At 59.7% G+C, this 12,417-nt stretch carries 14 protein-coding genes; 7 read left to right on the forward strand and 7 right to left on the reverse strand.

Going from position 1 to position 12,417, the window contains the following annotated elements; genetic code table 11:
- Positions 1–379: 379 nt before the first annotated feature.
- Positions 380–1,567, reverse strand: a complete 1,188-nt coding sequence (locus ACR0A2_RS09480) for a Zn-dependent hydrolase (protein ID WP_480834849.1) — start codon at positions 1,565–1,567, stop codon at positions 380–382.
- Positions 1,568–1,703: 136 nt separating this feature from the next.
- On the opposite strand from ACR0A2_RS09480, the gene ACR0A2_RS09485 reads away from it, so the two are divergent.
- From ACR0A2_RS09485 to ACR0A2_RS09500, 4 genes are read left to right on the forward strand one after another with little or no spacing between them, the layout of a single operon-like run.
- The gene (locus ACR0A2_RS09485; RefSeq protein ID WP_224858379.1) at positions 1,704–2,354 is read left to right on the forward strand and encodes a histidine phosphatase family protein; all 651 of its coding nucleotides are present in this window, start codon (positions 1,704–1,706) and stop codon (positions 2,352–2,354) included.
- An 18-nt stretch (positions 2,355–2,372) separates the two neighbouring features.
- Positions 2,373–2,987, forward strand: coding sequence for a glutathione S-transferase family protein (locus ACR0A2_RS09490; protein ID WP_480834850.1), 615 nt, complete (start codon positions 2,373–2,375; stop codon positions 2,985–2,987).
- Positions 2,988–3,001: 14 nt separating this feature from the next.
- Positions 3,002–4,057 (forward strand): saccharopine dehydrogenase, encoded by a 1,056-nt coding sequence (locus ACR0A2_RS09495; protein WP_480834851.1) that lies wholly within the window; start codon positions 3,002–3,004, stop codon positions 4,055–4,057.
- Between the two features lie 3 nt (positions 4,058–4,060).
- Positions 4,061–5,203, forward strand: coding sequence for a saccharopine dehydrogenase family protein (locus ACR0A2_RS09500; RefSeq protein ID WP_480834852.1), 1,143 nt, complete (start codon positions 4,061–4,063; stop codon positions 5,201–5,203).
- Positions 5,204–5,293: 90 nt separating this feature from the next.
- Here ACR0A2_RS09500 and ACR0A2_RS09505 read toward each other — a convergent pair whose 3' ends face one another.
- The 4 genes from ACR0A2_RS09505 to ACR0A2_RS09520 form a co-directional block, all read right to left on the reverse strand.
- Positions 5,294–5,497, reverse strand: a complete 204-nt coding sequence (locus ACR0A2_RS09505) for a DUF1127 domain-containing protein (RefSeq protein ID WP_152459347.1) — start codon at positions 5,495–5,497, stop codon at positions 5,294–5,296.
- A 59-nt stretch (positions 5,498–5,556) separates the two neighbouring features.
- On the reverse strand, positions 5,557–5,784 hold the full coding sequence (locus ACR0A2_RS09510) for a YjiS-like domain-containing protein (RefSeq protein WP_480834853.1): 228 nt from the start codon (positions 5,782–5,784) through the stop codon (positions 5,557–5,559).
- 238 nt (positions 5,785–6,022) lie between these two features.
- A complete protein-coding gene (locus ACR0A2_RS09515; protein ID WP_152459349.1) occupies positions 6,023–6,340 on the reverse strand; it encodes a DUF3775 domain-containing protein in 318 nt (105 codons plus the stop codon).
- Positions 6,341–6,425: 85 nt separating this feature from the next.
- Positions 6,426–7,199: a DUF1365 domain-containing protein gene (locus tag ACR0A2_RS09520; RefSeq protein WP_480834854.1), complete on the reverse strand. Its 774-nt coding sequence runs from the start codon at positions 7,197–7,199 to the stop codon at positions 6,426–6,428.
- A gap of 146 nt (positions 7,200–7,345) precedes the next feature.
- Between ACR0A2_RS09520 and ACR0A2_RS09525 the strand changes: the two genes are divergently transcribed.
- The 3 genes from ACR0A2_RS09525 to ACR0A2_RS09535 are packed head-to-tail and all read left to right on the forward strand — an operon-like array spanning position 7,346 to position 9,114.
- Positions 7,346–8,002: a sigma-70 family RNA polymerase sigma factor gene (locus ACR0A2_RS09525; protein ID WP_480834855.1), complete on the forward strand. Its 657-nt coding sequence runs from the start codon at positions 7,346–7,348 to the stop codon at positions 8,000–8,002.
- Positions 8,003–8,012: 10 nt separating this feature from the next.
- Positions 8,013–8,663, forward strand: a complete 651-nt coding sequence (locus tag ACR0A2_RS09530) for a ChrR family anti-sigma-E factor (protein ID WP_480834856.1) — start codon at positions 8,013–8,015, stop codon at positions 8,661–8,663.
- Positions 8,664–8,709: 46 nt separating this feature from the next.
- The gene (locus ACR0A2_RS09535) at positions 8,710–9,114 is read left to right on the forward strand and encodes a hypothetical protein (RefSeq protein WP_480834857.1); all 405 of its coding nucleotides are present in this window, start codon (positions 8,710–8,712) and stop codon (positions 9,112–9,114) included.
- A 3-nt stretch (positions 9,115–9,117) separates the two neighbouring features.
- On the opposite strand, the gene ACR0A2_RS09540 is transcribed toward ACR0A2_RS09535, so the two are convergent.
- Complete coding sequence (locus tag ACR0A2_RS09540) at positions 9,118–10,347, reverse strand: DNA recombination protein RmuC (protein ID WP_480834858.1); 1,230 nt, start codon at positions 10,345–10,347, stop codon at positions 9,118–9,120.
- 52 nt (positions 10,348–10,399) lie between these two features.
- Positions 10,400–12,265: a DNA mismatch repair endonuclease MutL gene (gene mutL, locus ACR0A2_RS09545; protein ID WP_480834859.1), complete on the reverse strand. Its 1,866-nt coding sequence runs from the start codon at positions 12,263–12,265 to the stop codon at positions 10,400–10,402.
- Between the last annotated feature and the right edge of the window lie 152 nt (positions 12,266–12,417).

Raw genomic sequence — 12,417 nt, forward strand, 5'->3', positions numbered from 1 at the left:
GAACAGGCATCTCCCAACCAGCAAAATCAACCATCTTGCCGCCAAGCTCGACGTGAAGGTCATACAACGGCGTGCGCTTCGGTGTGGTCATGATCCGGTCAACTTCCGATTATCCAAAGGTCAAAATGCATAACCGTCAGTCTGCCCCAAGCCGCATAGAATGCAATGATTCCACCCGGTTTCTAGTGAAACACCGATCCGAAGAAGAGGCGGTATACAGACGCATGCATCACGAATGTTCCTATAGGAAACTTTTTTCCGTTAGGCAACAACCCTCATTTCCATCGCGTGAAATCCCCGGCGCCCGGCCGGGTGCCGGGGGGAGGGTTTCACCGTCGATGCAACACCTTCTTCGGGATTTTTCGTTGCAAAATAGCGTTTAGACAGAGAGGGACCGTACGGCACGCACCAGAACTTCGAGCCCCGCAATCAAATCGACCTCTGCCGTATCTTCTGCAAAATCATGGCTGATTCCGTCGATCGAGGGCGTGAACAACATCGCGACCGGCATCAGGCGAGACACGTTGGTGGCATCGTGCAAGGCCCCCGAGGGCATTCTGCGCCACCGACCCGGCGCGACCTGTTCCGCACCGCGTTCAAGAGCGCGGCGCAAGGTCGGATCCATGGCAACGGGATCCAGCCCCAGCATGGGGCCGTAATCCAAGCTCATCCCCAGTTGCTCAGCGGTTTCTTGTGCTGTCGCCCGAATGATCTCCTCCATCCGGGCCAAACGGTCTGCATCAGCATCGCGCCATTGCATCGAGAACCGAACCCGTCCCGGCACGATGGACGAAGCGTTTGGATGCAGGTTGACCCGCCCGACGGTCCAGACCGTCTGCGGCGTGACGACATTGCGAAACCTCTCATTGAGCCGGGTGTTGAACAGGGACAGGGCCTGAAATGCGTCGCGGCGCAGGTGCATGGGGGTGGTGCCGGCGTGGTTCTGCTGACCTTCGAAGGTGATCGACATATCGCGGATGCCAACGATATCCGTGACAACTCCGATCTGATCTCCGGACGCGTCCAGAGAGGGGCCCTGTTCGATATGCATCTCTATGAAGCCATCGAAACGGGACGGGTCCACGAAGCCCTGGGACAAGTCTGCCATGGAGGATCGGGCCTGGCCAAAGCTGACGCCCGCCCCATCGGTCAACACATCGGCTTTTTCCAGAGACAACCCGCCCGACCAGACAGCAGAACCTGTGGTCACGCCAAAACGCCCCTCTTCGTCCTGAAAGCTGACAACTGAAATGGGACGGTCGACGGAACGTGCGACTTCCAGCGCGGCGATGACGCCAAGGGCGCCGTCCAGCCAGCCGCCTTCGGGCTGACTGTCGGAATGTGATCCCATCAGCAGCGAAGGACCGGACGCCAATCCGAACAGGTTTCCCACCGGGTCAAACTGCGGGGTCAGGCCCGCTTCGCACATACGTCCGGCAAGCCACTGGCGCGCAGCGATATCCGCGTCGGAATAGGCAGGGCGGACAACCCCCTTGCCCACTCCCGCGGCACCGAATTCACGCAACTTATGCAGGTCGGTCAGAAAACGCGTGTGATCGACGGTCATAAACCCCTCCGAAGGTTTGTTCGAGGCGAACCATAGCCAGAAACAGTAAAGGAGCGAGGTTTTTTTCGACAGGCGTGAAACCCCTCTGGCACCGGAGGGGAACCTGCCCTAAGACTTCGGCGCAAGAGGGACCGACATGTCACATATCACATTGGTGCGCCACGGGCAGGCAAACACGACGGCGCGGGACGAGGCAAGCTATGACAGGCTCAGCGACTTGGGGCATCAGCAGGCGCGCTGGCTGGGGGCGCATCTGCGTGACACCCGCAGCCACTATGCCCGGGTCTATTGCGGCACCCTGACCCGCCACGCCGAGACAGCGGACAGCATGGGATTGCACGAGCCAATCCGTGACGCGCGACTGAACGAGATCGAGTATTTCACGCTGGCGCAACTGTTCGAGGACCAACACGGCGTCGCGATCCCCACCGACCGCGAAGGTTTCGTCGAACACCTGCCCAGAACATTTGCGGCCTGGGCCAATGGCGAAATCAAGAACGCACCGGAAACCTTCGAAGAATTCGAGACGCGCGTGCGCGACGCGCTGCACGAGATCGGGACCGAGGGCGGACCGGCAATCGTCGTGACCTCGGGCGGGTTGATTTCGATGGTGGTGCGGCAGGCGATGGGGTTGGATATCCCGTCAATGGCACGGGTGGCCCTTGCCATCATGAACACGTCCATGCATCGTCTGCATCCGATTGGCGCTCAGCTGAGCCCGGTTCTTTTCAATGCCGTTCCGCATCTGGAAGCCCCTGATCGGCAGTTCGCGCAGACCCACCTGTAACCAGATCGGAGACGCCTGATGCAGCTCTACTATGCACCCCGTACCATCTCGGTCGCTGTTGCGATCGCACTGGAAGAGGCCGGGCTGGAATACGAAGCGGTCAAACTCGACTTCGCCGGGGGCGAACAGACGAAACCAGCTTACAAGCAGATAAACCCCAAAGGCCGCGTTCCGGCGCTGGTGGTGGATGGCGGCATCCTGACTGAAACCGGAGCCCTGCTGGAATTCATTGCAGCCAAGGCCCCCGAGGCCGGGCTGGTGCCGGCTGATCCGGTGATGGCTGCCCGGATGCGCGAAGTGATGTTCTACCTTGCCTCGACCATGCATGTGAACCACGCGCACAAAATGCGCGGGCACCGCTGGGCCGACAAGAAATCCAGCTGGAAAGACATGAAAGACAAGGTCGCGCAGACGATGACCGCGTCCTGCGATTATATCTCGTCGAACGGCCTGCGTGGTCCATTTGTGCTGGGCGAGGCGTTTTCGCTGGCTGATGCCTATCTGTACGTGGTGTGCAGCTGGCTGGAAGGCGATGGCGTGGACGTTTCGGCCTTTCCCAAAATCGTCGCCTTCCGTGAGGCGATGGAGGCACGCCCTTCGGTTCTGGCAGTGCGTGCTGCCGGAATGCTCTGACAAAAGGAAATAAGATGACACATCTCTGGGTCCGGGCAGAACAGCGCCCGAACGAAGAACGGGTTGGGCTGACACCGGAAGGTACCGCAGCGCTGATCGCGGCCGGCATCCGCGTGACGGTCGAGGAAAGCCATGCCCGTGCCATTCCACTGGACGGCTACAAGGACGCAGGCTGCGAGATCGCGCCCGAGAATTCCTGGCCCGAGGCCCCGCTGGACGCGATCATCTTCGGCCTCAAGGAACTGCCCGAAGACGGTACACCCCTGCCCCACCGCCACATCATGTTCGGCCATGCCTTCAAGGGTCAGCATTCGGGCCGGGCTCTGCTGGAACGGTTCAAGGCGGGCGGCGGCACGCTTTATGATCTGGAATACCTCGTGGATGAGGATGGTCGCCGGGTCGCCGCATTCGGCTATTGGGCAGGCTACGCGGGCGCGGCGGTGACGCTCAAGACCTGGGCAGCGCAGCAACGGGGCGGGATCTGCGGCCCCGTCGGCGTCTATCCCGGCAAGGACGCGCTGAACGCCGAACTTCTGGCAGAATTGGACGCCACCGGCGCGCCCCGCCCCCGCGCCATCGTCATCGGAGCTTTGGGCCGTGTAGGCACCGGCGCCGCAGACCTGTGTGAGGCGATGGGCGTCGCGGTCACCAAGTGGGACATGGCAGAAACCGCCAGCGGTGGGCCTTTCCCGGAAATCCTCGACCATGATCTGTTCCTGAACTGCATCTTTGCGCGCCCCGGAACGCCTGTCTTCGTCCCGCGCGAGGCGCTGACCGCCCCGCGCAAGCTGACCGCCATCGGTGACGTGGCCTGCGACCCTGACAGCGACTACAACCCGGTGCCCGTCTATGACCGCGCCACCACGTGGCAAGAACCCGCACTGCGCGTGGCCACCGACCCGGTGATGGACGTGATGGCGATCGACAACCTGCCGTCGATGCTGCCAGTCGAAAGCTCGGAAGACTATGCCGCGCAACTGCTGCCGTCCTTGCTGACTCTGGCCGATCTGGACAGCGGTGTCTGGGGTCGGGCAGAAGCAACTTACAAAACGCATATTGAAGGACTCTGAACGATGACCATTCATTGGTGTGGCAGCGGCCTCTCGGCCATTCCCGGCCTGCGTCGCCTGATCGAAGGCGGCCACAAAGTCACCGTGTGGAACCGGACCGTCGACAAGGCCAGGGCCGAGGTCGGAGACCTGACCGACGACATCCGCGCCTTCGACATTGACGCGCTTGGCGCCGTACTGGAGAAGGGCGATGTGATCGTCTCGATGCTGCCGGGCGACTGGCATGTGCCGCTTGCGGACCTGGCGATTTCAAAACAGGCCAATTTCGTCTCGTCCTCGTATATCGCGCCCGAGATGCGCGCGCTGGATGACAAGGCGCGCGAGGCCGGTGTCGCACTGGTCAACGAGGTCGGGCTGGACCCGGGCATCGATCACCTGATGGCACATGCCCTGATCGACGACTACCGCGGCTCCGATGCGTTCGACCCGGAAAACCACCTGAGCTTCATTTCCTATTGCGGCGGCATTCCCAAGAACCCCAACCCGTTCCGCTATAAATTCAGCTGGTCGCCGCTGGGCGTGTTGAAAGCGCTGCGGTCGCCGTCGAAATCGATCCGCGATTACGCGCCGCTGGACGTTGCCCGCCCCTGGGATGCGATCAGCAGCTACATCGCCCCGCTGCCGACACCGGAAAGCTTCGAGGTCTACCCGAACCGCGATTCAATCCCCTTCATGGCGCAGTATCATTTCGAGGATCACTGGCCGGTCAAGGAATTCGTCCGCGGCACTTTGCGTCTGAACGGCTGGGCCGATGCGTGGTCGGACGTGTTCACCGAGATCGAAACCCTGTCCGGCCCGGAAGGGGATGCGCGTCTGAAAGAGATGTCGGACCAGTTCTGGGAGGAAAACGCCTATGACGAAGGCGAGCCTGATCGTGTTGTGTTGTGCGTGGGATTGAAGGCCGAGAAAGACGGCGTCGAAGTCTGGCACAAGACCTATGTCATGGATGCCTGGGGCGACGAGCGTGGCACGGCGATGGCGCGTCTGGTGTCGATTCCGGTCTCACTTGCCGTCGAGGCCGTATTGAACCGCGCCATCCCGGCCGGTGTTCACGCGGCCCCCAGTGATCCCAAGCTGGTGCAGGGATGGATGGGTGAAATCGACAAGCTGGCCCAGCATCTGCAAATCGTCGATCACACGGCCTGAATGAAAAAAGCCATTCCAGACTGTCTGGAATGGCTTTCATTTTTGTACTTTACGCATGTTGTCCTCGTTCGGGTTTCCATCACCCGGCCTTCAGATATACCGCTGGATGGTATCTTCGATATCACTGCGGTTGATGCCCAGCTCGGACAACTGATGATCGGTCAAAGCATTCAGATGCTGGGCTGCGCGGACAATATCAGGGCTGATCGAACGGATCCGCATGGCACGATCGAACAGCAAAAGCGCGCTGGCGGCCGGAGCCGGTTGATTGGTGGGCGGTACGACGTCGAACATTCTGGTAACCTCACTGACAGGCTTTTGGGGATGGGTTTCAGTGCACGCTGAATACTTGATCACTGCCGGTATGGCTTGTTGTGATACACACTTTCATATGCGCGCCTTTTGATCTGATCCCGCTGGATGCCGATGTCGGCCAGTTGTACGTCATCAAGCCTTTCCAGATCCCGCACGGTTTTCGAAAAAATCCGGCGGCGGAAATGCTCGACCTTTGCTTCTGCATAGTTTGAAAACAGACCGTCAAGCAGGCCACCCCGGCCTTCGAATGTTTGTGCATGTGACATGTCTTTCTCCTCCTGAACTCAATGTCTTTGTCTTCCTGACATCAGATTTGGGAAGGCTGCCTTAACGTTACCAAACCGGTTCATTAAGGTTTGTTAAGACTCGTATGGAGGGAAAGTTTGGGCTGGACCGAGGCGTTGATTGCAAACTTCGATCCAGGCCCGCGACATGTCTTTTCAGTGGCGGATCAAGATAACGCGAATATCGATCCGTCGCAGAAAACGCCCCTTTGCACGCAGGTCACATCAGATCGTTTTCAACGTCCTCGGCTGATATCCCCAGCGCGTCCAGACCGTTCTCAAGGTGGTCTGACATGTGCGGAGTGCCGATCAGGTAGTCGGCGCAGGGGGTCGAGGCCTCGGCCTTGGCAGTGGCAATCGCTTCGGCCAGATCCTCGGGGAAAAAGCTTTCGCGGCCGATCCACATGATGGCAACCAGTTCGGCTTGCTCGTCTTCGCTCATACGTTCGATGAAGGCGCGCATTTCACCTTCTGCCCGGTTCAGCTCGCGCCCCATCATGGCAATCTGAGCGACCTTTCTTGCCGATATTTCCAACATGCATCAGCTCCTCGTGTTCGCGGTTGTCGTGCCATCACAATCACCGAACAAGGGCCGAGTCTTTGATCTTACGCAAACAACGGCCCTAGTTCCGCGCACGCGAAATCGGCTGGTCCGGTACCGGTTGCCTGCGAAACGGGCGAAAGGTGGCTTTTTTCAGCCACAGCCGGAAAGCCTGCCAGACGATCAGTGCAAAGGTTCGCCGGGCGCCGAATGGCCGCCGCAGCAAGGACCAAAGGATCACCCGGTTGGTCAGGGGTTGCCGCGGACCGGTCAGCGTCGCGATCAGCCCACCATCAGCGCGGCCGTAATCAATCCAGACACCGACCCGATCCGCGCGATAGTCAAAGCGGAACGTATAGCTGCCTTCGATTTTCTGAAACGGTGAAACATGCATCAGCTTGTCCGCCACCACCCTTTCAGTCGGTTCGATGACCGAGAAATCGGGTTTGTGACACAGGTAACTGTGACGGGTGCCATAGGTATTGGTGACCTCGGCCACCACGGCATAAAGGTGATCGCTGTCGTCAAAACAGAACCAAAAACTGACGGGATTGAAAACGTGACCCAAAACGCGCGGTTGCGTCAGCAACTTGAAACGCGCCGGTTGTTGCACCGACATTTCATCAAATCGCGCGCGGAGCCATTGGGCCCCTTCCCCGTGACCCGGCTCTCCCCCATGATCGCTGGTGCGCCAGTTCGTGACATTCGCGCGATCAACCGAAAACAGCAAAGGGGTGTCCAGCTCTGCTTCGGGATCCAGCAGGATGTAATCGACCGAGTATCGGAATGCGTTTTCAATCGCACCCTTGCGCCCGTGATAAGTATGACCCGCGATATGGTCTATTTTCTGCGTCATCCGCTGCTTTCTGGCCTTCCCGTAAATGCCTTGAACTACACTGATTTCCTTCAGATGCTGGTAATTCCGATACGGCAATTTGCACAATTTGGATCATAATGTCCCGATAAAGTGATCCGGCTTGGGGAACGCGCCGTAATGAGGTTATGTTTACCGAGATCGATACCGTGACCTTGGACGAACCTGCGGCTGAACCGGCCGCCCTTCAGCCTCGGCGCGAAAAGAAACGCATCAAGGGTAGACGGGTGAACGGAAGTAACGGCAGGCGCGAAACCAGAACCGAATGGGTGGATCACGTCAGGCGCATCCGCGACGTGCAGGATCAGGCGGCATTTGCCGAACTGTTCCAGCACTTCGCGCCACGGATCAAGGCGTTCCTGATGAAGTCAGGATCAGACGCCACAATGGCCGAGGAGTGTGCGCAGGAGGTGATGGCGACCTTGTGGCACAAAGCCCATCTGTTCGACCCGACGCGGGCAACAGTGGCTACTTGGGTATTCACGATTGCTCGGAACAAGCGCATTGACGTTCTGCGAAAGCAACGCCGCCCCGAACCCGAAGAATTGTGGTGGGGTCCCGAGGCCGAGCCCGAGCAGGACGATGTCATCGCGCTGCAACAAGAAACCGCGCAGCTTCGCACCGCTTTGACAGCGTTGCCAGACGCGCAGAGAGAGCTGATCGAAAAGGCGTATTTCGGTGATCTGAGTCATCGGGAAATCGCGTCTCAGACCGGGTTGCCCCTGGGAACGATCAAATCACGAATCAGGCTGGCGCTGGACCGCTTGCGCCATGCGATGAACTGAGATGAGTACGATGAGTAAATCGATCAAACATCACCTGACAGATGACCTGCTGATGGCATATGCCGCAGGCAGTCTGCCCGAGGCATTCGACCTGATGGTCGCGACGCATCTGTCGCTGTGTGACCATTGCCGTGCGCGGGCGGAAAGTTACGACGCCGTGGGTGGGCATGTTCTGGAGGAACAGACTGAAACCATCGCCATGAGTGACAAATCTCTGGCCGCGACTATGGCATTGATCTCCAAAGGTGCGCCAGCAGCTAAACCGGCGCGTCCGAACTGCTCGGTATTGCCGGCCCCGTTGCAGGATTATGTCGGCGGTACGGTTTCAGATATCCGATGGAAACCGATCGGCATGGGTGTGAAACAGGCCATTCTTCCAACCACAAGCGAGGCCTCGGCCCGGTTGCTGTTAATTCCAGCCGGAACGGCTGTACCAGATCATAGCCACAACGGTATAGAATTGACGATGGTGCTTCAGGGCGCATTCTCGGACGAAGTGGATCGCTTCGCCCGTGGCGACGTCGAGATCGCGGACGAGGATTTGGAACACACGCCTGTGGCGGACATTTCGGAAGATTGCATCTGTCTGGCGGTTACGGATGCACCGTTGAAATTCACCAAGTTGATGCCACGCCTGTTCCAACCCTTCCTGCGCATCTAATGTTGCCCGCGAGGGCCGCGTACGGCGTGTTTTGAAAGGAATGATTATGTTCGCAAGACTTGCTGTGTGCGCCCTTCTCGTTGCAATCGCGCCCGTCGCATCGGCCCAAATGTCGGCCGAGGTTCAGTTTCAGCCCGGCAATTTTGGCACCATGGTCGGCGGGACCATCTCAGGAGATGAGTACTTCGACTATTCGCTGGGCGCCAAAGCCGGACAGGAGATGTTTGCCGATCTTCAGGTCAGCGACACCAATGGTAATGGTGTGATCTATTTCAACATCCTGCCGCCGGGCAGCGACGGTGTGGCGATCTATAACGGATCGATTGACGGCAATACGGCTCGGATCACCCTGCCCGACGATGGAGACTATACGATCCGCGTCTATCTGATGGGCAATGACAGGGATACCGGAAAAACCGTGGGGTACAAACTGGACCTGTCCATCCAGTAGATTTCAACCTTCGTGCCGAGCAAGGGGCACAACGCCGTTTTCGGCCTTGGTCTCGATTTCTTCAAAGTCGAAATTGTCCAAACGCTGTGCACGTCGGCCAGCCTTTTCGGCACTGATCTTGATTTCCGAGATATCCTTGGCCGCCTGCCCGAAATGACGATCCAGGTTCGAGACGCGATCACCCAGGCGGTCCACATCCTTGTGCAGCAACCCCAACTCTTTGCGGATCGCTCCGGCCTGTTCGCGCATACGCGCGTCTTTCAGGATAGCCCGCATGGTATTCAACGTGGCCATGCATGTCGTCGGGGACACGATCCAGACCCGCGCGGCGAACCCTTCACGCACGACGTCGGGCAGACGCGCGTGCAGCTCGGCATAAATCGCCTCAGAAGGTACGAACATCAAGGCGCCGTCCGCAGTTTCCCCGTCCAGGATGTACTTTTCGGAAATCGCCTTGATATGCACTTTCACCGCAGCGCCGAAGGCCCGCAGGCATCTCTCGACATCCGCCTTCGTCTGCGCAGCGGCCAGCGCCTCGAAATCCTCCAACGGGAACTTTGCGTCGATCACGATCGGTCCCGGCGGGTTCGGCAAGTGAATCAGGCAATCCGCCCGCCTGCCGTTCGACAAAGTGGCCTGCAACGAATAACTGTCAGCGGGCAGCGCCTTGGACACGATATCGTTCAGCTGGATTTCTCCGAACATCCCGCGCCTTTGCTTGTTTGACAGGATATCCTGCAAAGACAGCACATCGCCTGACAGTTTGGTGATATTATCCTGTGCTTTGTCGATGGCGGCCAGACGTTCCTGCAATTGGGTCAGCGAGGTCGCCGTCTGTTTCGACGAGCCATGCAACGTCTCTTTCATCCGTTCCTGCATCTCGGCCAGCGCACGCGCCGATTTCATCGCATTATCCGCCAGCCGGTCATTCATCTGTTGCTGGACCGAAGCCAAACGCGCCTCGACCGTCTGAATCACCTGCATCTGCGCGTTGGCCTGAGTGTCCGAGACATGCTGAAGACCGCCGCGCAACTGTTCCTGCCCGTGGCCCAGTTGCTGAACATGCTGACCCAGATGCGCCATCTGCCGCGCCAAAGGTTCCGCCATCCGGGCCGAGCGGTTGGCCGCCCGCAACGACAGAAACAGCAGCAGCAGAATCAACGCCACCACGCCACCCCCGACCAGTAAGACAGGGTCATTCAATGCATATTGGGTGCCTGCAATCTCGATCATCACAACTCGCGTGTTCTTGTTTTATTCTTCATAGCCCCGCCGGGCCGCAGGATCAACTGCGCCCGAACAGGCGTTCGATGTCGCTGAGTTTCAGTTCCACATAGGTGGGCCGCCCATGGTTGCACTGGCCGGAATGCGGCGTCGCCTCCATCTCGCGCAGCAGGGCATTCATCTCTTCGGCGCGCATCCGACGACCGGATCGGATCGACCCATGGCAGGCCACCCGGCTGAGGATCGCCTCGATCCTTGCCTGCACCATCTGGCTTTCACCCTGATCGGCAAGTTCATCCAGGATATCGAGGATCATCGCGCGTGCATCGACTTCACCCAGAATGGCGGGGGTTTCGCGTACGGCAACGGCGCTTCCGCCGAAGGGCTCGATGGTCAGGCCAAGGCGCGTCAAGTCATCTGCGACGGCCATCAGGCGGGCGCAATCCCCGTCGGACAATTCCACGATTTCCGGAATCAGCAGGGCCTGCGCCGCGACGCCATTCTCGGCCATCTGCGTTTTCAGCTTCTCATAAACCAGCCGTTCATGTGCAGCATGTTGATCTACGATCACCATGCCATCGGCGGTCTGGGCAATGATGTAATTCTCGTGCACCTGTCCGCGGGCTGCACCCAGCGGCAGATCCTGCGCCTGAGGCTGCTCCTGCACCTCGGCGACCTGCGCAACCGGAGTCGGCTCGACAATGCTGCCGCTGTAGTCATTGGCCAGCTCGGCAAAACCCGGAGCCTGCGCGCGATACGCCGCCGTGCACGCGGCAGGTGACGGGCGATCCATCTGGTAAACCCGCGCCGGAGCAGGCTGTGCGGGTTCCGGCCGCATCGCGCCCAGCGTCGCATTCGCCACGGTCGAGGATGCCCTGTGCCCGGCTTCCGCCAATGCATGGCGCAGACTGGACACGATCAGCCCCCGCGCGACACCGGGATCCCGGAACCGAACCTCGGATTTCGCGGGGTGGACGTTCACGTCAACCAGCGTGGGGTCGCAGTCGATGAACAACGCCGCAGCCGGGTGGCGGTCGCGGCTCAGGAAATCGAAATAGGCCGCCCGCAGCGCGCCGGTCAGCATCTTGTCGCGCACGGGGCGTCCATTGACGAAAAGATACTGTGTTACGGCAGCCCCCCGCGAGTAGGTCGGCAGGGCGGCATAGCCGTACAGCCGGATGCCATCACGCGAGGCATCAATCTGCAAAGCGTTTTCTGCGAATTCGCGCCCGATCACGCGGGCCAGTCGGGCGTGGAGCGCATCAAACAGATTTCCGTTTTCGCGATCCGCGCGGAAGGTCACGCGCCCCTCTCCGCCGCCGGATACATCCCGCAGGGCGAATGTCACGGAAGGTTCGGCCATGGCCAGCCGTTTCACAATATCGGTGATCGCCTGCCCCTCGGCCCGGTCCGTGCGCATGAATTTCAGGCGGGCCGGTGTGGCGTAGAACAGATCGCGCAGCTCGACCACAGTCCCCGCGCGCAGGGCGGCGGGTTTGACCGCATCCATCTTGCCACCCGCGACGTGCACCTGCGCCGCATCCGCGCCGGGAACGCGGCTGGTTATGGTCAGACGCCCAACAGCACCCAAGGACGGCAGCGCCTCGCCCCGAAAGCCGAAAGTGTGAATGTTCAGCAGGTCCGAACCGTCAATCTTTGACGTGGCATGGCGGGACAGGGCCAGCGGCAGATCTTCCGCCGCGATACCGCAGCCATCATCCGTGACCCGGATCAGGGTCTTGCCGCCATCCGCGATATCGATGGCGATCCGCGTGGCCCCGGCATCGATTGCATTCTCGACCAATTCCTTGACCGCCGAGGCCGGTCGTTCCACCACCTCACCCGCCGCGATACGGTTGATTGCGGCATCGTCGAGCTGCCTAATTACGGGGCGTTTTTCGCCGATATTGGGGTTTGCCTGCGCCATACCCCTACACCTAGCATAGTCGCGCACGATTCTGCCACCGGTTTGAACCGCAGATTTCAAAGAGAGGGGGCGCCCGGGTGTCCGCGAATAAGAACTCATTCCGGATCACCCGGGCGTGCCAAGTGAGTGGTGTGTTTCAGCTAACCAATGGG

The sequence above is a fragment of the Ruegeria sp. H8 genome, assembly GCF_056532905.1.

Coding starts and splice junctions, on each gene's coding strand:
- ACR0A2_RS09485 (WP_224858379.1), top strand. CDS start 1,704: ATGTCACATATCACATTGGTGCGCCACGGGCAGGCAAACACGACGGCG.
- ACR0A2_RS09520 (WP_480834854.1), bottom strand. CDS start 7,199: ATGACGCAGAAAATAGACCATATCGCGGGTCATACTTATCACGGGCGC.
- ACR0A2_RS09515 (WP_152459349.1), bottom strand. CDS start 6,340: ATGTTGGAAATATCGGCAAGAAAGGTCGCTCAGATTGCCATGATGGGG.
- ACR0A2_RS09480 (WP_480834849.1), bottom strand. CDS start 1,567: ATGACCGTCGATCACACGCGTTTTCTGACCGACCTGCATAAGTTGCGT.
- mutL (WP_480834859.1), bottom strand. CDS start 12,265: ATGGCGCAGGCAAACCCCAATATCGGCGAAAAACGCCCCGTAATTAGG.
- ACR0A2_RS09495 (WP_480834851.1), top strand. CDS start 3,002: ATGACACATCTCTGGGTCCGGGCAGAACAGCGCCCGAACGAAGAACGG.
- ACR0A2_RS09540 (WP_480834858.1), bottom strand. CDS start 10,347: ATGATCGAGATTGCAGGCACCCAATATGCATTGAATGACCCTGTCTTA.
- ACR0A2_RS09510 (WP_480834853.1), bottom strand. CDS start 5,784: ATGTCACATGCACAAACATTCGAAGGCCGGGGTGGCCTGCTTGACGGT.
- ACR0A2_RS09500 (WP_480834852.1), top strand. CDS start 4,061: ATGACCATTCATTGGTGTGGCAGCGGCCTCTCGGCCATTCCCGGCCTG.
- ACR0A2_RS09535 (WP_480834857.1), top strand. CDS start 8,710: ATGTTCGCAAGACTTGCTGTGTGCGCCCTTCTCGTTGCAATCGCGCCC.
- ACR0A2_RS09490 (WP_480834850.1), top strand. CDS start 2,373: ATGCAGCTCTACTATGCACCCCGTACCATCTCGGTCGCTGTTGCGATC.
- ACR0A2_RS09530 (WP_480834856.1), top strand. CDS start 8,013: ATGAGTAAATCGATCAAACATCACCTGACAGATGACCTGCTGATGGCA.
- ACR0A2_RS09525 (WP_480834855.1), top strand. CDS start 7,346: ATGTTTACCGAGATCGATACCGTGACCTTGGACGAACCTGCGGCTGAA.
- ACR0A2_RS09505 (WP_152459347.1), bottom strand. CDS start 5,497: ATGTTCGACGTCGTACCGCCCACCAATCAACCGGCTCCGGCCGCCAGC.